The organism is Nocardioides terrae (assembly GCF_900112345.1).
Lineage (GTDB): Bacteria > Actinomycetota > Actinomycetes > Propionibacteriales > Nocardioidaceae > Nocardioides > Nocardioides terrae.
In genome coordinates this window covers 157,617-178,957 of the sequence record NZ_FOLB01000006.1, presented here as the reverse complement: position 1 = coordinate 178,957, position 21,341 = coordinate 157,617, and the positions used below count along the sequence as shown (strand labels likewise).

20 protein-coding genes are annotated in these 21,341 nt (G+C 72.0%); 8 read left to right on the top strand and 12 right to left on the bottom strand.

Annotated elements, in window-relative coordinates; translation table 11 throughout:
* Genes ftsY through BM236_RS10205 form a run of 3 tightly spaced genes read right to left on the bottom strand, consistent with a single transcriptional unit; the run spans position 1 to position 3,427 of the window.
* Positions 1–1,128: a signal recognition particle-docking protein FtsY gene (ftsY, locus tag BM236_RS10215; protein ID WP_091123375.1), complete on the bottom strand. Its 1,128-nt coding sequence runs from the start codon at positions 1,126–1,128 to the stop codon at positions 1–3.
* Between the two features lie 51 nt (positions 1,129–1,179).
* Positions 1,180–1,404, bottom strand: a complete 225-nt coding sequence (locus BM236_RS10210) for a hypothetical protein (RefSeq protein WP_091123183.1) — start codon at positions 1,402–1,404, stop codon at positions 1,180–1,182.
* Positions 1,405–1,435: 31 nt separating this feature from the next.
* On the bottom strand, positions 1,436–3,427 hold the full coding sequence (locus BM236_RS10205) for a DUF6077 domain-containing protein (protein ID WP_091123180.1): 1,992 nt from the start codon (positions 3,425–3,427) through the stop codon (positions 1,436–1,438).
* 126 nt (positions 3,428–3,553) lie between these two features.
* On the opposite strand from BM236_RS10205, the gene BM236_RS10200 reads away from it, so the two are divergent.
* From BM236_RS10200 to BM236_RS10190, 3 genes are read left to right on the top strand one after another with little or no spacing between them, the layout of a single operon-like run.
* Positions 3,554–4,306 carry a glycosyltransferase family 2 protein gene (locus BM236_RS10200; RefSeq protein ID WP_091123178.1) on the top strand — a complete coding sequence of 251 codons (753 nt, stop codon included), beginning with the start codon at positions 3,554–3,556 and terminating at the stop codon, positions 4,304–4,306.
* Positions 4,303–4,674: a DUF2304 domain-containing protein gene (locus tag BM236_RS10195; RefSeq protein ID WP_245750250.1), complete on the top strand. Its 372-nt coding sequence runs from the start codon at positions 4,303–4,305 to the stop codon at positions 4,672–4,674. The genes BM236_RS10200 and BM236_RS10195 overlap by 4 nt, the downstream gene beginning before the upstream one ends.
* A 10-nt stretch (positions 4,675–4,684) precedes the next feature.
* Positions 4,685–5,542, top strand: coding sequence for a class I SAM-dependent methyltransferase (locus BM236_RS10190; RefSeq protein ID WP_091123176.1), 858 nt, complete (start codon positions 4,685–4,687; stop codon positions 5,540–5,542).
* A 5-nt stretch (positions 5,543–5,547) separates the two neighbouring features.
* On the opposite strand, the gene smc is transcribed toward BM236_RS10190, so the two are convergent.
* Positions 5,548–9,123, bottom strand: coding sequence for a chromosome segregation protein SMC (gene smc / locus BM236_RS10185; protein ID WP_091123173.1), 3,576 nt, complete (start codon positions 9,121–9,123; stop codon positions 5,548–5,550).
* Positions 9,124–9,242: 119 nt separating this feature from the next.
* Entirely contained in the window at positions 9,243–9,980 is a 738-nt protein-coding gene (locus BM236_RS10180) for a TetR/AcrR family transcriptional regulator (protein ID WP_091123172.1), read from the bottom strand.
* A gap of 90 nt (positions 9,981–10,070) precedes the next feature.
* Here BM236_RS10180 and BM236_RS10175 point away from each other — a divergent pair, with 90 nt between their 5' ends.
* The gene (locus BM236_RS10175) at positions 10,071–11,510 is read left to right on the top strand and encodes a DHA2 family efflux MFS transporter permease subunit (protein WP_091123170.1); all 1,440 of its coding nucleotides are present in this window, start codon (positions 10,071–10,073) and stop codon (positions 11,508–11,510) included.
* A 4-nt stretch (positions 11,511–11,514) separates the two neighbouring features.
* On the opposite strand, the gene BM236_RS10170 is transcribed toward BM236_RS10175, so the two are convergent.
* From BM236_RS10170 to BM236_RS10160, 3 genes are all read right to left on the bottom strand, one after another.
* The gene (locus tag BM236_RS10170) at positions 11,515–12,054 is read right to left on the bottom strand and encodes a cysteine hydrolase family protein (RefSeq protein WP_091123370.1); all 540 of its coding nucleotides are present in this window, start codon (positions 12,052–12,054) and stop codon (positions 11,515–11,517) included.
* Entirely contained in the window at positions 12,051–13,529 is a 1,479-nt protein-coding gene (locus BM236_RS10165; RefSeq protein ID WP_091123168.1) for a purine-cytosine permease family protein, read from the bottom strand. Before BM236_RS10165 ends, BM236_RS10170 begins: the two co-directional genes overlap by 4 nt.
* Before the next feature lie 83 nt (positions 13,530–13,612).
* Positions 13,613–13,810, bottom strand: a complete 198-nt coding sequence (locus tag BM236_RS10160; protein WP_091123165.1) for a hypothetical protein — start codon at positions 13,808–13,810, stop codon at positions 13,613–13,615.
* 142 nt (positions 13,811–13,952) lie between these two features.
* On the opposite strand from BM236_RS10160, the gene pseI reads away from it, so the two are divergent.
* Positions 13,953–15,014 (top strand): pseudaminic acid synthase, encoded by a 1,062-nt coding sequence (gene pseI / locus BM236_RS10155; protein ID WP_091123163.1) that lies wholly within the window; start codon positions 13,953–13,955, stop codon positions 15,012–15,014.
* A 17-nt stretch (positions 15,015–15,031) separates the two neighbouring features.
* Here pseI and BM236_RS10150 read toward each other — a convergent pair whose 3' ends face one another.
* Positions 15,032–16,471, bottom strand: coding sequence for a bifunctional UDP-2,4-diacetamido-2,4,6-trideoxy-beta-L-altropyranose hydrolase/GNAT family N-acetyltransferase (locus tag BM236_RS10150; RefSeq protein WP_139230074.1), 1,440 nt, complete (start codon positions 16,469–16,471; stop codon positions 15,032–15,034).
* Between the two features lie 180 nt (positions 16,472–16,651).
* Here BM236_RS10150 and pseB point away from each other — a divergent pair, with 180 nt between their 5' ends.
* From pseB to BM236_RS10135, 3 genes are read left to right on the top strand one after another with little or no spacing between them, the layout of a single operon-like run.
* Complete coding sequence (pseB, locus tag BM236_RS10145; RefSeq protein WP_091123158.1) at positions 16,652–17,641, top strand: UDP-N-acetylglucosamine 4,6-dehydratase (inverting); 990 nt, start codon at positions 16,652–16,654, stop codon at positions 17,639–17,641.
* Positions 17,619–18,767 carry a DegT/DnrJ/EryC1/StrS family aminotransferase gene (locus BM236_RS10140; RefSeq protein WP_245750249.1) on the top strand — a complete coding sequence of 383 codons (1,149 nt, stop codon included), beginning with the start codon at positions 17,619–17,621 and terminating at the stop codon, positions 18,765–18,767. Before pseB ends, BM236_RS10140 begins: the two co-directional genes overlap by 23 nt.
* Positions 18,764–19,495: a cytidylyltransferase domain-containing protein gene (locus BM236_RS10135; protein ID WP_091123153.1), complete on the top strand. Its 732-nt coding sequence runs from the start codon at positions 18,764–18,766 to the stop codon at positions 19,493–19,495. The genes BM236_RS10140 and BM236_RS10135 overlap by 4 nt, the downstream gene beginning before the upstream one ends.
* Here BM236_RS10135 and mutM read toward each other — a convergent pair.
* Genes mutM through rpmF form a run of 3 tightly spaced genes read right to left on the bottom strand, consistent with a single transcriptional unit; the run spans position 19,458 to position 21,338 of the window.
* Positions 19,458–20,402, bottom strand: a complete 945-nt coding sequence (gene mutM / locus BM236_RS10130; protein ID WP_091123151.1) for a bifunctional DNA-formamidopyrimidine glycosylase/DNA-(apurinic or apyrimidinic site) lyase — start codon at positions 20,400–20,402, stop codon at positions 19,458–19,460. The genes BM236_RS10135 and mutM overlap by 38 nt on opposite strands.
* A 4-nt stretch (positions 20,403–20,406) precedes the next feature.
* Positions 20,407–21,198: a ribonuclease III gene (gene rnc, locus BM236_RS10125; protein WP_175507634.1), complete on the bottom strand. Its 792-nt coding sequence runs from the start codon at positions 21,196–21,198 to the stop codon at positions 20,407–20,409.
* The gene (gene rpmF, locus BM236_RS10120) at positions 21,153–21,338 is read right to left on the bottom strand and encodes a 50S ribosomal protein L32 (protein ID WP_081790257.1); all 186 of its coding nucleotides are present in this window, start codon (positions 21,336–21,338) and stop codon (positions 21,153–21,155) included. The genes rnc and rpmF overlap by 46 nt, the downstream gene beginning before the upstream one ends.
* Positions 21,339–21,341: the final 3 nt, after the last annotated feature.

Below are 21,341 nucleotides of genomic sequence, written 5' to 3'. Positions count from 1 at the left end.
TCAGCCGAGCAGCGCGTCGACGAACGCCTCGGCGCTGAACGGCGCCAGGTCGTCGGGACCCTCGCCGAGGCCGACGAGCTTGACCGGTACGCCGAGCTCGCGCTGCACCTGCACGACGATGCCGCCCTTGGCCGATCCGTCGAGCTTCGTCAGCACGATCCCGGTCACGTCGACGACCTCCGAGAACACGCGGGCCTGGATGAGCCCGTTCTGGCCGGTCGTGGCGTCGAGGACGAGCAGGACCTCGGTGACCGGCGCCTGCTTCTCGATGACCCGCTTGACCTTGCCGAGCTCGTCCATCAGGCCCTGCTTGTTCTGCAGGCGGCCCGCGGTGTCGACGAGGACGGTGTCGGCCGACGTCTGCACAGCGGTCCGGACCGCCTCGAAGGCGACGCTCGCGGGGTCGCTGCCCTCCGGTCCGCGGACGACGTCGACGCCGACGCGCTCGCCCCAGGTGGCGAGCTGGTCGACGGCCGCGGCGCGGAAGGTGTCCGCGGCGCCGAGGACGACCGAGCGGTCCTCCGCCACGAGGATGCGGGCGATCTTCCCGACGGTCGTCGTCTTGCCGGCGCCGTTCACGCCGACGACCAGGACGACGCCCGGCGCACCGTCCTCGCCGCTGACCTGGAGCCGGCGGTCCATGGTCGGCTCGACCAGAGCGACGAGCTCCTCGCGGAGCACGGCCTTCGGGTCGCCGGCCGCCGTGCCCTCGACGCGGAGCCGGGTCCGCAGCCGCTCGACCAGCTCCTGGGTCGGCGCGACGCCGACGTCGGCGGTGATCAGGACGTCCTCGATCGACTCCCAGGTGTCCTCGTCGAGCCGATCGCGGCTCAGCAGGCTGAGCAGGCTCCTGCCGAGGCCGCCCTGCGACCCGGCGAGCCGCTGGCGCAGGCGGACCAGGCGCGACGCGGTCCGCTCCGGGCGCTCGACGACCGGGACCTCCTCGGCACCCGGAGGCGCCTCGACCGTCGTCGTGTCGACCTGGCCCGGTCCGGTCTCGGGCGGCGTGGTGATGACGTCCGTCGACGACGAGGGCGTCGGCCCCTTCCCGCGGCGGGTCGCGAGCAGGCCGATCAGGAGGATCGCGATCAGCAGGATCGCGGCCCCGATGATGATGAACGTCGTCATGCCGACCATCCAACCAGAGGGTCCGGGCCGGACCCGAACCCGCTCACGGCGTCATCGCCCGGGCAACCACGCCTCGGTGTCGTCCTCCTCCAGGACGGGCGCGGCGTCCGTCGCGCGCTCGAGCGCGTCGCCGAGCCACGGCACCACAGGCACCCGCTCACCGCGGTGCGGGAAGGCGGCGTAGAGCAGCACCAGTCCGGCGAAGGTCAGGATCACGAGCATGGTGATGGCGAGGAAGAGCACGAGGGCCTCCGAGTAGGTCATCGAGTAGGTCATCGGGTCCAGCCTCCACCGTGCCACGGCGCGGTCACGAATCCCGGACGTGACACCGCATGGTGCCGATCCGTCGCAGGTCCTCCCCCACGACCTCGGTCAGGACGCGGCCCGCCCGCTTCGCCGACGCCGACACGCACGCCAGGGAGACGTCGAGACGGTCCAGGGCGGTCCGTACGTCGGCCACCGAGGGCTGGGGACCGGGGTGTCGCCTGACCAGGTCGAAGAGGACGCGCCGGTCGGAGACCTGCTGGGCGGTGGCGTCGAGGGTCTCCAAGTAGGCGATCCGCGGCACGACCGCGTGCTGCCGGGCCGTCAGTATCGAGAGCGCCTCCATCTGAGCGGGCGGCATCAGCCACAGCCCGGGTGGCACGTCGAGGGCGCGGGCGGCTCGGACGTCGGCCAGAGCGACGGCGTCCACCTTCCAGACCGGCCGGGAGGCGAGCCGCGCGCCGACCTCGCCCGACCACAGCCAGTGCCCGCCGGTCACGCAGACGGCGGCGGCGAGGGCGGCGATCGCCGCCGCCACTCCCGCGGTCGCGGGCCGGGCCAGTCGCTCGGGCACACGCAGGCGCTCGGCCAGTCCCGGGGCGGGCGCCGCGACGAGCAGACCGACGAACACCCAGGTGGGCGCGGCGATCGCCAGACGCCACACGACCGGGCCGGCCCCGGTCGCGGCGTCCGCGATGCCGATCACGCCGGGCAGGAACGTCGCCATCGTCGCAACGACGGCTGCTCCGGCGACGACGGCGGCGGGTCGTCGTACGACCCCCGGCGCCAGCGCTGTCGCGACCACCGCGAGGGCGACCATGGCGGTGCCCGGCCCGAACGCGATCGCGAAGACCTGGTCGGCACCGGTCACGCCGACGGGCTGCGTGCCGATCACCGACGGACCGAAGGCCTGGACGAGGCCGTTGACCAGCGGCGCCGCCGCGAAGGCCAGCGCGCCGACCAGCAGCGAGCGCGAGCGCAGCGCGAGCGCGGCCAGCAGGCCGGCGCCCACGATCACCGGCATCAGCAACGCCGAGCTCGTCGTGAGCCCGACGAACACCACGCCCGAGCACAGCAACAGGACCGTCGCGGACCTGGACCGCCCGGCCGCGGCGCGGCTGAGGTAGGCCCAGACGAGCGGTAGCAGGACGGCGTACGCCGTCACCTTGCCCTGCCAGATGCGCCCGACGGAGTAGTTGCCGATGATCGACGCCCCACTGGCGAGCACGAAGAGGATCGCGACGAGGAGGACGAGCAGGTGCCGGCGCGGGGCCCAGGTCCGCACCAGTCGCCAGGTCGCCCAGACGAACGCCGCGGCGAGCACCGGCGTGTAGAGCAGGTAGGCGAACGTCCCCGCCTCCACGCCGAGCATGGAGGCCGCCACCCCCTGCAGCGCCTCGATGCTCGGGGTGGGCAGCCCGCCCCCGTAGGAGTTGGGGAACGTGCCTGGGCCGAACATCGTGTCGCGCAGGTGGGCCGTGCCGTGCTCGGCGACCCAGGCGGCGCGGTTGACGTAGTAGACGTCGTCGGCGTCGTACCTGACCAGGAAGAGGGACAGGGCGCCGAGAGCGAGGCCGGCCGCGACTACGACGAGGTGGGAGACCATTCCGGGGGCCTCCTCCTCGCGCGCGTCCGGCGTCGGCGCCGCGACCACCGGCCAGGCCAGGAGGACGACGAGCAGGATCACGACGACCGCGGGAGCCACCGCGCCGAGAGAGTCCCGGTCGCGGACGATCTGGACGAGCCCGACGACACCTACGACGACCAGCACGGCGCGCACGGCGAGCCGGCGCGTGGAATCTCGGGCCGGTCCGGGGCGCTCGTCGTCGAGCGCGACGATGCGCTCCTCTGGCCGCGCTGCGGCTACGGCCCGGTGGGCACCGACGACAACGCAGAGCAGCGCGGCGACGGCGAAGGGCCATCCGCTCGGGCGAAGGTCGAACTGGAGGGCCAGGGCGAGCTGGTACCACAGGGTCCAGAGCGCTCCCGCCACGACGGCGCCGTCGACGGCACCATCGATGACCGCGGCGAGCATGCCGGCGACCGTCCTGGGCCGACGGAGGGGCGATCGCTCCGGCGTGGTCGTCACCGATCCCCTCCACCCTCGAGCGCGTGCTACTCCGACTCCGACCCGCGGACCGTAGCCGGTAAGGTCCCGCGCATGCCAACCGCCTCGCCCGCGTCCCCGCGCGTCCTCGTGGTGATGCCGGCGTGGAACGAGGAGGAGTCGGTGGGGGCCACCGTCCGCTCGCTGAGGGCGGCCCAACCCGGCATCGACGTGCTCGTGGTCGACGACGGCTCGAGCGACGGAACCGCCGCGGAGGCAGCCCGAGCGGGGGCCATCGTGTGCCCGCTGCCCTTCAACCTCGGCGTCGGCGGGGCGATGCGGGCCGGCTACCGGTACGCCGTGCAGCACGGCTACGACGTCGTCGCCCAGGTCGACGCCGACGGCCAGCACGACGGCGCCTACCTGCCCGAGCTGATCGCCGCGCTGGACTCCGCCGACGTCGTGGTCGGCGCCCGCTTCGCCGGCCGCGGCGACTACCAGGTGGGGTTCGTCCGTGGCCTCGCGATGCGCCTGCTCGCCGCCGTGCTCAGCCGCCTGGCCGGGACCCGGCTCACCGACGTGACCAGTGGCTTCCGGGTCATCAACCGGCGCGCGCTGCACATCTTCGCCACCCACTACCCCGCCGAGTACCTCGGCGACACCGTCGAGTCCCTGGTGATCGCGCTGCGGACCGGCTGCACGGTCCGCCAGGTCCCCGTGGAGATGCGGCCCCGGGCCGGCGGCCGGGCGAGCCAGACCCCGGTCCGCGCGGCGATCTACCTCGCCCGTGCGGTGATCGCCCTCGGCCTGGCGCTCGTCCGGCGCTGGCCGACCACCTTGGAGCACCCTCCGAAGGAGCACGTGTGAAGGCCACCCTCGTGCTGGGCCTGATCGGCTCGCTCGGCACCCTCGTCTTCCTGTTCGAGATGCTCCGCCGCCGGCACCTGCGGGAGAAGTACGCCGTCCTGTGGGGAACCGTCGCCCTCTGCTCGCTGCTGATCACGATCTTTCCCGGGATCCTCACCTGGCTGGCCGATGCCGCCGGCGTCGAGGTGCCCTCGAACCTGCTCTTCTTCCTGGCCAGCCTCTTGCTGCTGCTCACGAGCATCCAGCACAGCGTCGAGCTGGGACGGCTCGAGGAGCGGACCCGCACGCTTGCGGAGGAGACCGCGCTGCTGCGGCTCGAGCTCGAGTCGAGGGGCCGGACGACCGGCGAGGCCGGCCCCGACGGATGAGAGGAACCACATGAGCCCGATCCGCTGCGCCGTCTGCGAGCGGCCGATGACCCCGCGGCGGACCGACTGGTGCTGGCGGTGCGACAGCTGCGGGACGTGGGGCTCGACGCTCGAGATCGGCATCAACTCCGACGTCCACGCGTCGCTCGACGAGGACCAGCGCGAGACCGGTCTGGCCGAGCTCCGCCACCACAACCTGGGCATCGTCGCGGACCGGCTGGTCGCCCACGGCCTGACACCGGGCGCGCGCGTCCTGGACGTGGGCTCGGCGCATGGATGGTTCCTGGCCGCGGCGCAGGCGCGGGGCCTGACGGCCGAGGGCATCGAGCCCGACGAGGCGGTCGCCGAGCGGGCCGGCACCGGCGACGTGCGCGTGGGCTTCTTCCCCGACGTGCTGGAGGACGACGAGCGCTTCGACGCGATCACCTACAACGACGTGCTCGAGCACTTCCCCGACGCCGACGCGGCGGTTGAGGCGTCGGTGCGCCACTTGAACCCCGGGGGCCTCCTGTCGATCAACATCCCCAACAGCCGCGGCCTCTTCTACCGGCTCGCGATGGTCTGCCACGTGCTCGGGCTGCGCTCGGCGTTCGAGCGACTGTGGCAGGTCGGCCTGCCGTCGCCGCACCTGTGGTTCTTCGACAGCGACGGCCTGACCCGCCTGTGCGAGCGGCACGGACTGGTGCTCGAGTCGTCGGAGACCCTCGACAGCGTCCGCCGGACCGGCCTGTGGCAGCGCGCCCACTCCGACCGGCGTCCGTCACCGACCAGCGTGCTCGGCGTGGCGGTCGTGTGGCTCCTCGCGCCGGTCTTCAACAGTCCCCGGGCGAGCGACATCATGCATCTGGTCTTCCGCAAGCCGGCCTGACGCCGCTAGGCGGGCTCGGACTCCCGCAGGCGCTGGCTGATCACCGTCGAGACGCCGTCGCCGCGCATGGTCACGCCGTAGAGCGCGTCGCCGACCTCCATGGTCCGCTTCTGGTGGGTGATCACCAACAGCTGGGAGTTCTCGCGCAGCTCCTCGTAGATCTCCAGCAGGCGGCCGAGGTTGGTGTCGTCGAGGGCGGCCTCGACCTCGTCGAGGATGTAGAACGGGCTCGGCCGCGCCTTGAAGAGGGCGACCAGGAACGCGACGGCGACCAGTGATCGCTCGCCGCCCGAGAGCAGCGAGAGGCGCTTGACCTTCTTGCCCGGGGGCCGGGCCTCGACCTCGATGCCCGTGGTGAGCATGTGGTCCGGGTCCGTGAGGACGAGCCGTCCCTCGCCGCCGGGGAAGAGCCGCTTGAAGACGTGGTCGAACGCCCGCTCCACGTCGGCGTACGCCTCGGTGAAGACCTGCTCGACCCGCGCGTCGACCTCCTTGACGATGTCGAGCAGGTCACGTCGGGTGCTGCGCAGGTCCTCGAGCTGCTCGGTGAGGAACTGGTGACGCTCCTCCATCGCCGCGAACTCCTCGAGCGCCAGCGGGTTGATCCGGCCCAGCTGGGCCAGGGCCCGTTCCGCGGCGCGCAGACGCTTGGCCTGCTCCTCGCGGACGTAGGGCACCGCCTCCACAGCAGCGTCGTCGGAGTCCTCGTCGGTCGAACCGGTGGAGCCGATCGAGGCGACCGGCACCGGCTGGTCGGGACCGTAGTCGGCGGCCAGGGAGTCGGCGTCGAGGCCGAGCTCGGCCAGCGCCTTCTCCTCCAACTGCTCGATCCGCATCCGCTGCTGGGTCCGGGCCATCTCGTCACGGTGGACCGAGCTGACGAGCTCCTCGAGCTCGGTGCCGAGCTGGCGCAGCGTGGCGCGTACGCCGAGCAGCTCCTGCTCCCGACCGCTGCGGGCCTGCTCAACGGCGATCCGCGCGTCGGCCGCGCGAGCGATCGCGCCCTCGAGCCTGACCAGGACGTGGGCGACGGCGGTGCTCACCGCCCGGGCCGCCCGGCCCTCGCGCAGGAGGCGCTCGCGCCGCTCGGCCGCCTTGGCACGGGCCTCCCGCTCGGCCTTCGCAGCACGCAGCAGTCCGTCGGCGCGGCCGTAGATCGCCCGCGCTCGCTCCTCGGAGGTGCGCAGGGCCAGGCGCGCGTCGGTCTCGGCCTGACGGGCGTCCCGGGCGGCCTCGGCGAGCCGGTCGCGCTCGTCGGACGACGGCTCCTCCTCGCCGGCGTCCTCGGCGGCGGACAGCCGCGCCTCCAGGTCGGCCAGGCCGGTCACCGCCTGCTCGCGGGCCTCGAGGGCCTTCGCGATCGCCTGGCCGAGCCGGTCCGCCTCTCCGCGCGCGGCGCGGGCCTGGGCGCCGTACTGCCCGAGCTCCTCGGCGACCGCCGCCAGCGTCGCGTCGGACTCGTGCAGCCTGGCGAGGGCGACGTCGACCCTCTTCTGGGCGTCGAGCCGCTCGGCCTCGAGCCGGGAGGTCTCGAAGGTGAGCCGCTCGGCCGCGGCGACCGCCTCGGCGAGCCGGTCGGTCGCCTCGTCGACGGCGGCCTGGATCTCGATCAGGCTCTGCTGGGCGTTGGACCCGCCCGAGGCGAAGTGCGCCCCCAGCACGTCGCCCTCACGCGTGACGGCGGTGACGTCGGGCCGGTCGGCGACCAGGGCCCGGGCCGCGGAGAGATCGTCGACGAGCGCCACGTCGAGCAGCAGCCTCGACAACGCGGGGCGGAGCGTCTCGGCGCAGTCGACGACCTCGACGGCGTAGACAGCTCCTGCGGGCAGGGCCGGCCGGTCCCGGGGGTCGGCAGGGGCGCCGCCGAGCAGCAGCCCGGCCCGGCCGAGGTCGTCGGCCTTGAGCAGGTCGATGGCGGCGAGCGCCGAGTCGGCATCCGCTACCGCGACGGCGTCCGCGGCGCCCCCGAGCGCCGCCGCGATGGCGGTCTCGTAGCCCGCGCGGACGCTGACGACGGCCGCGACGGATCCCATCAGGCCGGAGAGGCGGCCCGGGTCCGCGGCCGCGGCGAGCAGCGCGCCGGCGCCGTCCTTGCGGGCCAGGCCGAGCTCGAGGGCGTCCTTGCGGGCGGCGAGGGCGGAGCGGTCGTGATCGGCCTGGGCGGCCTCCTCGCGCAGCTTGGCGAGCCGCTGCTCGACGTCCTCGAGCGCCGTCGAGGCCGCCTCGTGCTCGGCGTCGAGGCCCTCCTCGCCGGCGTCGAGGCCGGCCACCTTGGTCTCGAGCGCGGTGAAGTCGCGCTGCGCGCGCTCGGCGCGGGCGACCGCGTCCTCGCGGGCCAGCGTCAGGCGGCCGACCTCGTCGTCGGCGGCTGCTGCGCGGGACTTGAGCGCGTTGACCTGGCCGTGCAGGCGGGCCAGGCCCTCGCGCCGGTCGGCGGCGGCCCGGTGGAGGGAGGTGATGCGACGGTCCTCCTCCGCGGCGGCGTCCTCGGCCGCCCGGCGGGCCGTGACGGCCTGCTCCAGGACGCTGCGCCGGGCCTCGACCTCGGCGTCGGTCGCGCGCTCCTGCTCGCGGACGCGCCCGGCCTCGGCCTCGAGCTGATCGGGATCGCGCCCGTGCTCGACCTCGGGCACCGACGTGGCGTTGCGGACCCGCTCGGCGGCCAGCGACTGGGTGCCGCGCAACCGCTCACGCAGGCCGTTGAGGGCGAACCAGGTCTCCTGCGCCTTCGCCAGGGCCGGCAGGTCTTCACGGAGCGCGGCCTCCAGCGCCGCCTCGTTCTCGCGTGCGGTCGCGATCTGCTGCTCGACCTGCTCGCGCCGCTCGACCAGCACCGACTCGTCGGCCAGCTCCTGCTGGAGCGCGGACCGTGCGGTGACCAGGTCGTCGGCGAGCAGGCGGGCCTTGGCGTCGCGGACGTCGGCCTGCACGGTCTGCGCCTGCCGCGCCACCTCGGCCTGCCGGCCCAGCGGCTTGAGCTGGCGGCGGATCTCGGTCAGCAGGTCGTTCAGCCGGGTCAGGTTGCCCTCGGTGGAGTCCAGCTTCCGCAGCGCCTTCTCCTTGCGCTTGCGGTGCTTGAGGACGCCGGCGGCCTCCTCGATGAACCCTCGCCTGTCCTCGGGCGTCGCATGAAGGATGGTGTCGAGCTGGCCCTGGCCGACGATCACGTGCATCTCGCGGCCGATGCCGGAGTCGCTGAGCAGGTCCTGGACGTCGAGGAGGCGGCAGGACTGCCCGTTGATGGCGTAGTCGGACCCGCCCGAGCGGAACATGGTCCGGCTGATCGTCACCTCGGCGTACTCGATCGGCAGCGCCCCGTCGGAGTTGTCGATGGTGAGGACGACCTCGGCGCGGCCGAGCGGCGGGCGACCGGACGTGCCGGCGAAGATGACGTCGTCCATCTTGCCGCCGCGCAGGCTCTTGGCGCTGGCCTCGCCCATGACCCACGCGAGCGCGTCGACGACGTTGGACTTGCCCGAGCCGTTGGGGCCGACGATGCAGGTGATGCCCGGCTCGAGCTGGAGCGTCGTGGACGACGCGAAGGACTTGAACCCCTTCAGGGTCAGGCTCTTCAGGTACACGCGGGCTCCCAACTGGTACGGACGTCGCGCAGCTGTCCTTCTCGGACTGCCCTGGTGCTGCGCGGGGGAAGCTCAGCGGGTCTCACCCTACCTGCCGGCTCGGGCGATCCGCCGAAGACTCACGCGCGGCGCGACACGGCGACCAGTCCGGCCAGGAGGACGTCGAGGCCGAACTCGAAGCGGTCGTCCCCGTCGCCGGTCGTCATCTCGGTGGCGTGCCTGGTGAGCGCGGGGTAGGTCTCCGGAGGCAGCGCGGCGAAGACCTGGCGGACCTGGGCGACCACGTCCTCCTCGGAGACCGGTCGCCCGCCGGCCGCAGCAGCCTTGCCGCGCTGGGCCCAGATGCTCTCCTCGGCGGCGATCGCGCTGACGTAGAGCGCCGCGAGGTCACAGAACCAGGCGGCGGCCTGGGGCGGGATCCCTCCGGCGAGCAGCAGCTGCATGAACCCCTCGGCCGCCCGCAGCCCACCCTCCGCGGTGGGGATCATGGCGAGCGCCGCCTGCGCCGAGCCGGGATGCGCGCGATAGGCCGCGAGGTTCGCCCGCATGACGTCCTTGACCTGTTCGGCCCAGCGCTCGGGGTCGGGCTCGGGCACCTCCACGAGCGTCGCGATCCGGTCGATCACGAGCTGGTCGAGCTCGTCCTTGTGGGCGACGTGCGCGTAGAGCGACGCAGGGCCCGTGTCGAGCTCCTTGGCGATCGAGCGCATCGAGACGGCGTCGTAGCCCCTCTCCTTCATCTGCGCCAGCGCGACGTCGACGATGCGCTCGCGGCTGAGGCGCTCCCGCGGCGCATCCGCCGTCGTGCTGACGCGGACCCGCACGGGCCCGACCTGGAAGAACTTCTCCGCCGCCATGGCGGCGATTCTAGCGGCTTGACACGAACAGCGTTCGCCAGTAGAACACCGTTCGTTGAAACGAACGCCGTTCGCCAGGAGGCAGACGCCATGACGACCGCAGCACCAGCCACGACGCCGGGGTCCCCGACATCGGCCGCCTATCGCAACCGCTGGTTCGTGATGGCGGCGGTGATCATCGCCGACGTCATGGACCTCATCGACGGCACCGTCGCCCAGCTGGCGGGGCCGTCCATCCGGCGTGACATCGGTGGCTCCGAGACCACGCTCCAGTGGATCCTCGCCGCCTACACGCTGGCCTTCGCCGTCGGGCTGATCACCTCGGCCCGCCTGGGCGACATCGTCGGGCGGCGCCCCATGTTCATCCTCGGCATGGCGGGCTTCGCGGTCACCTCGTTGGCCTGCGGACTGGCGCCGACCCCCGACAGCCTCATCGCCTTCCGCGTGCTGCAGGGACTCTTCGGCGCCACGATGATCCCGCAGGGCCTGGCCATGGTGAAGCAGTCCTTCCCACCCGAGGAGCTGCAGAAGGCGTTCATCCCGTTCGGCCCGATCATGGGCCTGTCCGCGGTGCTCGGCCCGATCCTCGGCGGCTTCCTCATCGACGCCGACATCGCCGGAACCGGCTGGCGCGCCATCTTCCTCATCAACGTGCCGATCGGCCTGGCGGGCGCGTGGGTGGCCTGGCGCTACCTCCCCGACGTCCCCAAGGTGCGCGGAGCGCGGCTCGACCCGCTCGGCTCCCTGCTCATCACGGTCGCGAGCGCCGGCCTGATCTACGCCCTGGTGCAGGGCCGTGAGCTCGGCTGGCCGACGTGGCTGTACGCCGTCGTGGTCGGCTCGTTCGTCATGTTCGTCCTCTTCGTGTGGACCGAGCAGCGCAGCGACCACCCGATCATCGAGCCGACGCTCTTCCGGCACCACGGCTTCGTGGCCGGGATCGTCTTCCTCGGCACCTTCTTCGTCTCGATGGTCGGCCTCGGCCTCGTGATGAGCCTGTTCATGCAGCTCGGCCTCGGGTTCGGCGTGCGTCATGCGGCGATCGCGCAGACGCCGTACGCGATCGGCATCTCCGTCGGCGCCGTGCTCTCGGGTGCGCTGCTGGGCCCGAAGCTCGGCCGGCACGTGCTGCACATCGGCCTGGCGGTCACCATGGTCGGCATCGCGTGGTTCGGCCTGGTCGCCGGCGGGCTCGACCACGGCGCCAGCGCCTGGCACCTGGCCGGGCCGTTCCTGCTGGCCGGGCTCGGCAGCGGTCTGATCTTCGCGCCGCTCTTCGACATCATCCTGGCCGACCTGAGCGACCAGGAGGTCGGCTCCGGCTCGGGCCTCCTCAACGCCGTCCAGCAGTTCTCCGGCGCCCTCGGGGTCGCCGCGCTCGGCACGCTGCTCTTCCACCTGCTGCCCGAGCACGGTTTCCCCGTCTCGACGCGGTGGGTGACCTGGGCGACGCTCGGCTGCTACGCGGTCAGCTTCCTCACCGTCTTCCTGCTCCCGCTCAAGCCGCGTGAGGAGGCGGCGGCGCGCTGACGGCTCAGCGCGACGACGCGAGCACCTCATCGACGGTCGAGATCTCGACGAGCGGGGCGTAGAGCCCCATCGCGTCCAGCGCGCGCCGGTGGTCCTCCGGCGTCGCCCCGCCACAGGCGTCGGCCGGTACGACGACCCGTACCCCCGCGTCCGCCGCGGGGAGTGCGGTCGAGAGGACGCAGCAGTCGGTCGAGACGCCGGTCAGCACGATCTGGTCGGCGTGGCCGGTCGCCTCCGCCAGCTCGGCCCCCCACTTACCGAAGGTCGGTGCGGTGACGACCCGGTGCTCCCCCGGGTCGAGGGTCAGGTCGTAGAGCGGGTCGTCGGGCGGCACGAGGGCGAAGGGCCACTGCTCGAAGTAGTCGACCCAGGCGCCGGTCGGCGGTTGTGGCGCGACGTAGCGGGTGAGGACGACCCGGTCACCGAAGCGGGGCAGCAGCCGGGCGATGCCGGCTGCTGCGTCGTCGTACTGAGGCGAGGCCCAGGGGCTCGCCCCGGTGAAGACCTGCTGCATGTCGACGACGACAAGCCACGGCTCGGTCACGCCGCCTCCGTCGCCTCGACCTCGGTCGGCGGCAGCCACAGCCACGTCACCAGGCCGCCGACGAAGCCGATCACGAGGGACACCAGCACACCGAGGTTGGCGAAGGCCCAGTCACCGTCGCGGCCACCGATCGGACCGAGCAGGTAGCCCTGCCAGTCGAGCCACCCGGCGTAGGTGTTGGTGACCAGGCCCCAGCCGACCACGGTGCCGAGCACCAACGCCAGAACGGGGACCCAGCGCATGCTGCCGTAGCGACCGGCGGCGGAGTAGAGGTCGCCCTGGACGTAGTCGCGCCGACGCGTGGCGACGTCGGCCAGGAAGACACCGCACCAGGCCGCGATCGGCACGCCGAGGGTGATCAGGAAGCCCTGGAAGGTGAAGATGAACGTGCCGGAGCCGAAGACGATGTAGATCGCGCCGAGCAGCATGATGACGCCGTCGATCGCCGCGGCGACGTACCGCGGGACGGGAAGGCCGACGGAGAGCAGCGCGAGCCCGGACGAATAGATGTCGAGCGCCGCCCCGCCGATGAGGCCGAGGACCGCCACGAGCGCGAACGGCACGAGGAACCAGGTCGGGAGCAGCGTAGAGAGTGCGCCGATCGGGTCCGCGCCGATCGCGTCGCTGAGGTCGGTCGACGACCCTGCGAGCAGCAGGCCGAAGACGAGCAGCACGACCGGGGCGACCGCTCCCCCGAGCGTCGTCCACCCGACGATGCCGCGGCCGGAGGCGACGCGCGGCAGGTAGCGCGAGTAGTCGGCCGCGGCGTTGACCCACCCCAGCCCGAAGCCGGTCATCATGAACACGAAGCCGCCGATCACGGCCGGCGTGCCCCCTCCGGGCAGCGAGGAGACGGTGTCCCAGTGGATGTCGTCCAGCACGAGCGCGAAGTAGACCAGCGTCAGCACACCGGTCACCCAGGTGATCACGACCTGGAGGCGCATGACGATGCCGAAGCCGAAGACGCCCGCGGCGATCACCACGGCGACCACGACGAGCAGGACGACGACCTGCGTGGCGTCGCCGTGCGACCACCCCAGCTCCTTGAAGACCGTGGTGGTCGCGAGCACGGCCAACGAGGCCAGCACCGTCTCCCAGCCGACGGTGAGCACCCAGGAGACGAGCGCCGGCAGCCGGTTGCCGTCGATGCCGAAGGACGCCCGGCTCAGCACCATGGTCGGCGCGGAGCCGCGCCGGCCGGCCAGCGACACGAAGCCGCACAGCAGGAAGGACGCGATGATGCCGAGCACCCCGACGATGAGCGCCTGCCAGAACGACACCCCGAAGGCGAGCAGGTAGGAACCGTAGCCGAGGCCCAGCACCGAGACGTTCGCCCCGAACCACGGCCAGAAGAGGTCGGCCGGCCGCCCGCGGCGCTCGTCCTCGGGGATCGGGTTGAGCGCGTTCAGCTCGACGGCGAGGCCAGCAGGTACGGCGGCCGGAGCGTCAGGTCCGACGGTGCCCGGAGTGGTCATGGCGCGATCCTCGCTGGTCGCGCACCAGTTGTCACCGCCCCTCGCCGACCGTGGTCGATCGGGGCGGTGGCCTCACCGCCTCATCAGGCGGGCTGCATCTCCTGGATCGAGGTCTCCAGCAGCTCGGTGTGGGCAGCGACCAGGCCGTCGTTCTCGCTCTTCAGCGAGAGGACGAGCTTCTCGAGTTCCTGCACGCGCGCACGCAGCCGAGCGTTCTCGGCAGTCAGGTGGTGCGGCGTCCGCAGGTCGCTGTGCATGTAGCCGATCAGCGCCTTGGCCATGGGGAACGTTCCTTCGTTGCATCGCCATACGGCCCGCGAACCGGGCCGTCTACCAGAGTCCCACCGATGGAAGTCAGGGTCAAACGGAGGAGTGCCTTCAGCGCGGGTCACGGCACCACCGACGAACGTCTAGGCTCGGACCATGAGCGCTGCGCAGGAGATCAAGGTAGCGGGCCGGATCATCGGTCGCCAGGCACCGGTCTTCGTCATCGGGGAGATGTCGGGCAACCACAACGGCGACCTCGACCGCGCCCTGCAGATCGTGGACGCTGTGGCCGACGGCGGGGCCACCGCGTTGAAGATCCAGACCTACACCGCGGACACGCTCACGATCGACGTCGACACCGAGCCGTTCCGGGTCACCGGCGAACACGGGCTGTGGGGCGGGCGCAACCTCTACAGCCTCTATCAGGAGGCGCACACGCCGTGGGACTGGCATGCGCCGATCTTCGAGCGCGCCCGGGACCGAGGGCTCATCCCCTTCTCGACCCCCTTCGACCCGTCGGCCGTCGAGCTGCTCGAGAGCCTCGACGTGGCGCTCTACAAGACCGCGTCGGCCGAGATCATCGACCTCCCGCTCATGCGCGAGATCGCCTCCACCGGCAAGCCGATGATCGTCTCCACCGGCATGGCGACGCTGGCCGAGATCGACGCCGCCCTCGGCGCCATCCGGAGCGTGGGAGGCAGCCAGGTCGTGCTGCTGGCATGCACGGCGGCCTACCCGGCGAGTCCCGAAGAGGCCCGGCTGGGCAACATCGCCGTCCTGCGCGAGGCCTTCGATGTGCCCGTCGGTCTGTCCGACCACACGCCCGGCGTCGGCGTGGCCGTCGCCGCGACGGCGCTGGGCGCGGTGGCGATCGAGAAGCACGTCACCCTCGACCGTCGGGACGGCGGCGTGGATTCGGAGTTCTCGCTCAACCCCAGCGAGCTGTCCACCCTCGTCACCGCCGCGGAGCAGGCCAGGGTCGGCGTACGGAGCGGAGTGGCGTTCGGGCCGACCGAGGAGGAGCGCGCCGTGCTCGCGCTGCGTCGGTCGCTGTATGTCGTGGAGGACGTCAAGGCGGGCGACGAGGTCAGTCCCGTCAACGTCCGCTCGATCCGTCCCTCCGGTGGGCTGTCGCCTGACGAGATGTCGACGGTCAGCGGCCGCCGCTTCACCACGGACGTCAGCCGCGGAACGCCGCTGACGTGGGACGTGCTCTGAACGGGGTCGTCCGCCGACTAGACCCGCAACCGTGCGTAGGTGGCGAAGCCGTCCGCGTCCGACGGCATCAACGGTAGGTAGCCCGCGCGCTGGAAGAGCCGCCGGGAGGCCACGTTGTCACGATGCACCGTTGCGACCAGCCGCACCGGTCCGGCGACGCCGAGCTCCTCCTCCCCCGCCCGCAACAGCGGCAGGGCCAGGCCATGCCCCCGGACGACGGGGGCGACGGTGATGGACACCTCCCAGTCGTGATCACCCCGGGAGTCCCAGCGGACCACGCCGACCGGAGACCCCTCGGACTCGATGACAAGGAGGCGCCGGGCGGGAGTCGCGAGCGTTCGCCTGAGCCAGGCGATGTGGTCGTCCCACGCCACCTCCTCCCGCGAGCGCGACGCGACCCGGGCCACCGGGTCGTTGCGCCAGTCGAACAGCGCTCGGGCGTCGTCGAGCGTGGCGGGCCGGCCCACCAGCCCGGAACGCTCGGGGCCTGCCTGTGGTACGTCGAGCAACTGCTCCCACGCCGAGACGATCCGCCACGCGCCGAGGCCGTCGACGATCCCGCGGCCACGATCCTGCATCTGCGCGAGTCCGGCGGGGTGCCGGAGCGTCTCGCCGAGCGCTGCGAGCCGCTCGTGGAGGTCCGAGTGCGCCGGGCGTCCGAGCCCGATGGCGAGGCCCGCCTCGACCACGGCGTCGTAACCCTCACGTTGGTTGTCGGCGACGCAGAGGAGGGCCATCGGCACCCCCAGGCAGGCCAGCTCCCACACCGACGTGCCGGCCGCGCTGATGACGAGGTCGTGACGCGCCGCGGCACCCGGGAGGTCGTCCAGGAAGGCCACCGGATCGATCCGGTGCACAGACGTGGCGGCGAGCTCCTCGATCGCCTCTCGTTGACCCGGAGGCGTCACGACCGTCAGCTCGAGGTCTGCGGGAACGGCGTCCAGGCCGGCCACGACGGTCGTCGTCGCACCGAACGGGTCGGTGCCGCCGAGGACCACGAGGACGCGTGGCGGCCCGGTCCGGGCCGGGGTCCCCTGCTCCTGCCGCAGGGCACGCTGGCGGAGCACCTGCTGACGGATGGGGACCACGGTGACCCCGGCGAGGACGGTCCGCGCGTCGACGGCGGTGAGCCGCTGCTCACCGCCGAGGTTCGCGTCGATCGCCAGATCGGCCCGTCGGGCCCCGAACGGACCGTCCTGCATGTTGCTGACCAGCCGAGGACCTCGCGGCAGGACGTCGGCCTCCGGGCGGTAGGAGTCGACGTGCAGGACGTCGACACCGGTGCGAGCGTGGAGAGTCCCCAACCAGGCTGGGACGTCCTGGACGCCCACGTGCTCCAACGCGGCGTCCGGCAGCCAGGTCCGGACCCGTGCCCGAGCGACCTCGTCCAGGTCCCCCGCGAGACGGACCTCCCACCCACGGCCAGCAGCCTCCTCGGCCAGGGCTAGCGACCGCATCAGGTGACCCATGCCATGAGCTCCGCCGGCGTTGCAGTGAACGACCAGGCGTCGTGGCACGTGATCTCCTTCGCTCGACCGATCCCCGGGCTCTCGCACGGGCCTGCCTAGGATACGGGGAGTCAGGACCGGCGGCCGTTGGCCGGCAGTCACTTGCATCGAGAGCACTAGAGGCGAAGCTTGTCCATCTTGGAAGGGTCCAGCATCCTCGTCAGCGGAGGGACCGGCTCGTTCGGCAAGGCCTTCGTCCGATATGCGCTGGACCACCTCGATCCCCGCCGACTGATCGTCTTCAGCCGTGACGAGCTCAAGCAGTTCGAGTGCCGGCAGCTCTTCGCCGACGACCCGCGGCTGCGCTGGTTCATCGGCGACGTCCGGGACCGGCAACGGCTCACCCGCGCCATGCACGATGTCGACTACGTGGTGCATGCGGCGGCGCTGAAGCAGGTCGACACCGGCGAGTACAACCCCTTCGAGTTCATCAAGACCAACGTGCTGGGCAGCGAGAACGTGGTCGAGGCCTGCATCGACGCGGGCGTGAAACGGGTCGTCGCCCTGTCGACCGACAAGGCCTCCAGCCCGATCAACCTCTACGGCGCGACCAAGCTGACCGCCGACAAGATCTTCATCCTGGGCAACAACTACGCGGCGTCGTACCCGACCCGGTTCAGCGTCGTGCGCTACGGCAACGTGACCGGCTCACGCGGCTCGATCATCCCCAAGTGGCGCGAGATGGCCGCTCGCGGCGAGCCGCTGGGCATCACCGATCTGCGCTGCACGCGCTTCCTCATCACGCTGCCCCAGGCCGTCCAGATGGTGGTCGACACCTTCGACCTGATGCAGGGCGGCGAGCTCGTCGTCCCGCACATCCCGTCGCACAAGGTGGTCGACCTGGCGCACGCCGTCGCGCCCGGGGCGGAGCTGGTCGACATCGGGCTGCGACCCGGCGAGAAGCTGCACGAGGAGATGATCAGCCCCGAGGAGGGCCGCCGTGCGGTGATCATCTCCGACGGGAAGTACTTCGTCATCGAGCCTGAGACGCCGCAGTGGGGCTACCGGCCGATCCAGGACGCCCAACCCGTCCCCGAGGGCTTCCACTGCGCCTCGGACAAGAACGACCTCTGGTACGGCGTCGACGACATCAGGCGTGTTCTCGAGAGCGGCGTCTGACGTGCTGCCCTACGGCCGTCAGTCGATCAGCGAGGAGGACATCGCCGCCGTCGTCGAGATTCTCCGGGGCGACTGGCTGACCACCGGGCCCGCGGTCACCGCCTTCGAGCAGGCGGTCGGCCAGCTGGCCGGCGGCCATCGCGCAATCTCGACCACGTCGGGCACGTCGGCGCTGCACACGGCGTACGCCGGCATGGGTGTCGGTCCCGGCGACGAGGTGGTCACCACGCCGATGACATTCGTCGCCACCGCCTCGACCGCGTCGATCCTGGGCGCCACCGTGCTGTTCGCCGACGTGGACCAGGACACCGCGCTGCTCGACCCGGCCGCCGTCGAGGTGGTGATGACCGAGCGCACCAAGGTCGTCGCTGCGGTCGACTACGCCGGGCAGCCCGCCGACTACGCGGCACTCCAGCCGATCGCCGACCGCGTCGGCGCGCTGACGCTCGCCGACGCGGCCCACTCCATCGGCGGGACGGCGGGAGGACGGCCGGTCGGCGACCTGGCGGACGTCACGACGTTCTCCTTCTTCCCGACGAAGAACCTCACCACGGGTGAGGGTGGCGCGGTCGTCGCGAAGGATCCTGGGATCGCGCAGCGGGCCCACGAGTTCCACTTCATCGGGCTGGTCCGCGACTCCGACCGCTTCCGCCTCACCGACGAGGGCCCGTGGCACCAGGAGGTCCACGAGCTCGGGCTGAACTATCGCCTCACCGACATCGCGAGTGCGCTCGGCCTCGCCCAGCTACGGCGGCTCGCCGACTTCAAGCGCCGCCGCGCGGAGATCGTGGCGCGCTACGACGCGGCGTTCGCCGCGCTCGACGGCGTGCGCACCCCCGTTCAGCGTGACGGCGTCGACCCGGTCTGGCACCTCTACCCGCTCCGGGTCCTCGACGGACGGCGCCGGCAGGTGTTCGAGCGGATGCGTGCCGATGGGATCGGCGTGCAGGTCAACTACATCCCGGTCTATTGGCACCCCGTCTACGCCGACGCCGGCTACCGGCGCGGCATGTGCCCGAACGCCGAGGCGTTCTACGCCGAGGAGCTCTCCCTGCCGCTGTTCCCCGACCTCACCGACGACCAGGTCGATCAGGTGGTGGACAGCGTCGTCACGGCGCTCCGATGACCGTCGGCGTCATCACGCAGGCCCGGATGACGAGCACCCGCCTACCCGGCAAGGTGTTGATGAAGGCCGGGGGTGTCACGATGCTCTCCCACCACGTGACGCGACTCCAGCGCGCCGGCCTGGCCGTCCACGTCGCGACCACGACGAACGCGACGGACGACCCCCTCGTCGAGGCGGCGGGCGAGCTCGGCGTGCCCGTGCACCGCGGCAGCGAGGACGACGTGCTCGGCCGGTACGCCGACGCGGCGCGCGAGTTCGGGCTGGACGTGGTCGTTCGCGTGACGTCGGACTGTCCGCTGATCGACGGTGCCGTCGTCGCCGAGGGGGTGCGCGCCTTCGAGGCTGCCGGCGATCCGACCCTCTACCTCTCCAACTCGGTGGAGCGCACCTATCCACGCGGCTTCGACTTCGAGGTCTTCAGCGCGGGAGCACTCCTCGATGCTGATCGCAACGCCCGTGAGCAGGCGCAGCGTGAGCACGTGACGCCCTATCTCTACTCCGGCGCCGGTTCCGACCGGCGTCCGATGCGCGCGTTCCGGCGAGCCGGTGACGCCTCGGCCTACCGGGTCACCCTCGACACCGCGGACGACTTCGAGCTGATCCGGCGACTGATCGAGGAGCACGACGCGGCCGGACTCGGGGCCGAGCAGATCATCGACCTCCTCGACCGGCACCCCGAGCTCGTCGCTATCAACGCTCACGTGGAGCAGAAGAGGCTGACCGAGTGACCGCTGCGCGCCGTGGCGCCGGCTGACACACCGGGCAGAAGTACGACGACCGGTTCATGAACGCCACCCGCCGCATCGGCGTCCCACAGCGCCGGCAGGGCTCGTCCTCGCGGCCGTAGGCGTTGAGCGAGCGGTCGAAGTAGCCGGACTCGCCGTTGACGTTGACGTAGAGCGCGTCGAACGACGTGCCGCCCTGGGCCAGGGCATCGGTCATCACATCGTTCACGTGCCCCAACAGCTCGCGGAGCACCGGGCCGGTCAGCCGGTTCCCCGGCCGCTCACCGTGCAGGCGCGAGCGCCACAGCGCCTCGTCGGCGTAGATGTTGCCGACGCCGGAGATCACGGTCTGGTCCAGCAGCAGCCGCTTGATGCCGCTGGAGGACCGGCGAACCCGGCGTACGAACTGCTCGGGGTCGAACTCGGGGTCGATCGGGTCGCGAGCGATGTGGACGATCTCGGGCGGCAGCTCGGCTCCCCCGGCGCTGACGGCGAGGCCGCCGAACATGCGCTGGTCGACGAAGCGCAGCTCGAGGGACGAGGTGGTCTCGACACGCTCGCCAGCGCTCGCTACTCGACCAGCGACATCGCCGGCGGATTCTTCGAGGGAGAAGCGGACGCGGAGATGGCGCTCGTCGGGCGCGTCGGACGGCCGGACCAGGAGCTGGCCGCTCATGCCGAGGTGGCCGAGGAGCGCGTTGCCGTCGTCGAGAGGGAGCCAGAGGTACTTGCCGCGGCGGCGGGCGGCGGTGACGGTGCGCCCGCGGAGCTCGGCGACGAAGCCGGTGGAGCCGGTCGGATGACGGCGGACCGGCCGTGGGTGCAGGACCTCGACCTGCGCGAGCGTGGCGCCGACCACGTGGCGCTCCAGGCCGGCGCGGACGACCTCGACCTCGGGAAGCTCGGGCACGGCTCTAGGCGGAGGGAGGGAGGGCGGCGTCGAGCTCGCCGTACGCCGTCTCGGCGGCCGCCTGCTCGGCCTCCTTCTTCGACCGGCCGACGCCGTTGCCGTAGAGCTCGTCGCCGACCTTCACCTGGGCGGTGAACACCTTCATGTGGTCGGGGCCCTCGTCGGTGATGACGTATTCGGGCACGCCCAGACCGCGGTCGGCGGTGAGCTCCTGCAGGGAGGTCTTCCAGTCGAGCCCGGCGCCGAGCGCCGAGGCCGCCTCGACGAGCGGGTCGAACAGCCGGTGGACGAGTGCCGAGGACGTCTCGATGCCGCCGGAGAGATGGACGGCGCCGATCACGGCCTCGACGGTGTCGGAGACGATCGAGGCCTTCTCGCGGCCTCCGGTCGACTCCTCGCCACGGCCGAGCTTGACGTAGCCGCCCAAGCCGATGGCCCGGCCCACGCCGGCCAGCGCACGCGCGTTCACGACGGCGGCCCGCAGCTTGGCCAGCCGACCTTCGGAGAGGTCGGGGTGCTTCAGGTAGAGCGTCTCGGTGACGACGACGCCCAGCACCGAGTCGCCCAGGAACTCCAGCCGCTCGTTGGTCGGCAGGCCGCCGTTCTCGTAGGCGTAGGAGCGGTGGGTGAGGGCAAGCTCGAGGAGCTCGGGGTCCAGCGTGGGATCCCCGAGCGCCTCGCGCAGCTCGGGATAGTCCGTGTAGGCGGTCAGCGGACCTGACCCTTCGACGGCACTGTGGAGGTCAGGTGTCAGAGGACCTGGCGACGGTCGGCGCGAGCGCCGTACTGACCGCACTCGCCGCACGCACGGTGCGGGAGGTGCTTGGCACCGCACGCCGGGTTGGCGCAGGTGACCAGGGTCGGCGCAACGGCCTTCCAGGCCGAGCGACGGTGACGCGTGTTGCTGCGCGACATCTTCCGCTTCGGGACAGCCACTTT

What these genes read in the sequence shown, in the direction of transcription:
- ftsY (WP_091123375.1), bottom strand. Translation starts at nt 1,128, where the DNA reads ATGACGACGTTCATCATCATCGGGGCCGCGATCCTGCTGATCGCGATC.
- BM236_RS10210 (WP_091123183.1), bottom strand. Translation starts at nt 1,404, where the DNA reads ATGACCTACTCGATGACCTACTCGGAGGCCCTCGTGCTCTTCCTCGCC.
- BM236_RS10205 (WP_091123180.1), bottom strand. Translation starts at nt 3,427, where the DNA reads ATGCTCGCCGCGGTCATCGATGGTGCCGTCGACGGCGCCGTCGTGGCG.
- BM236_RS10200 (WP_091123178.1), top strand. Translation starts at nt 3,554, where the DNA reads ATGCCAACCGCCTCGCCCGCGTCCCCGCGCGTCCTCGTGGTGATGCCG.
- BM236_RS10190 (WP_091123176.1), top strand. Translation starts at nt 4,685, where the DNA reads ATGAGCCCGATCCGCTGCGCCGTCTGCGAGCGGCCGATGACCCCGCGG.
- BM236_RS10180 (WP_091123172.1), bottom strand. Translation starts at nt 9,980, where the DNA reads ATGGCGGCGGAGAAGTTCTTCCAGGTCGGGCCCGTGCGGGTCCGCGTC.
- BM236_RS10175 (WP_091123170.1), top strand. Translation starts at nt 10,071, where the DNA reads ATGACGACCGCAGCACCAGCCACGACGCCGGGGTCCCCGACATCGGCC.
- BM236_RS10165 (WP_091123168.1), bottom strand. Translation starts at nt 13,529, where the DNA reads ATGACCACTCCGGGCACCGTCGGACCTGACGCTCCGGCCGCCGTACCT.
- BM236_RS10160 (WP_091123165.1), bottom strand. Translation starts at nt 13,810, where the DNA reads ATGGCCAAGGCGCTGATCGGCTACATGCACAGCGACCTGCGGACGCCG.
- pseI (WP_091123163.1), top strand. Translation starts at nt 13,953, where the DNA reads ATGAGCGCTGCGCAGGAGATCAAGGTAGCGGGCCGGATCATCGGTCGC.
- BM236_RS10150 (WP_139230074.1), bottom strand. Translation starts at nt 16,471, where the DNA reads ATGCGGTCGCTAGCCCTGGCCGAGGAGGCTGCTGGCCGTGGGTGGGAG.
- BM236_RS10135 (WP_091123153.1), top strand. Translation starts at nt 18,764, where the DNA reads ATGACCGTCGGCGTCATCACGCAGGCCCGGATGACGAGCACCCGCCTA.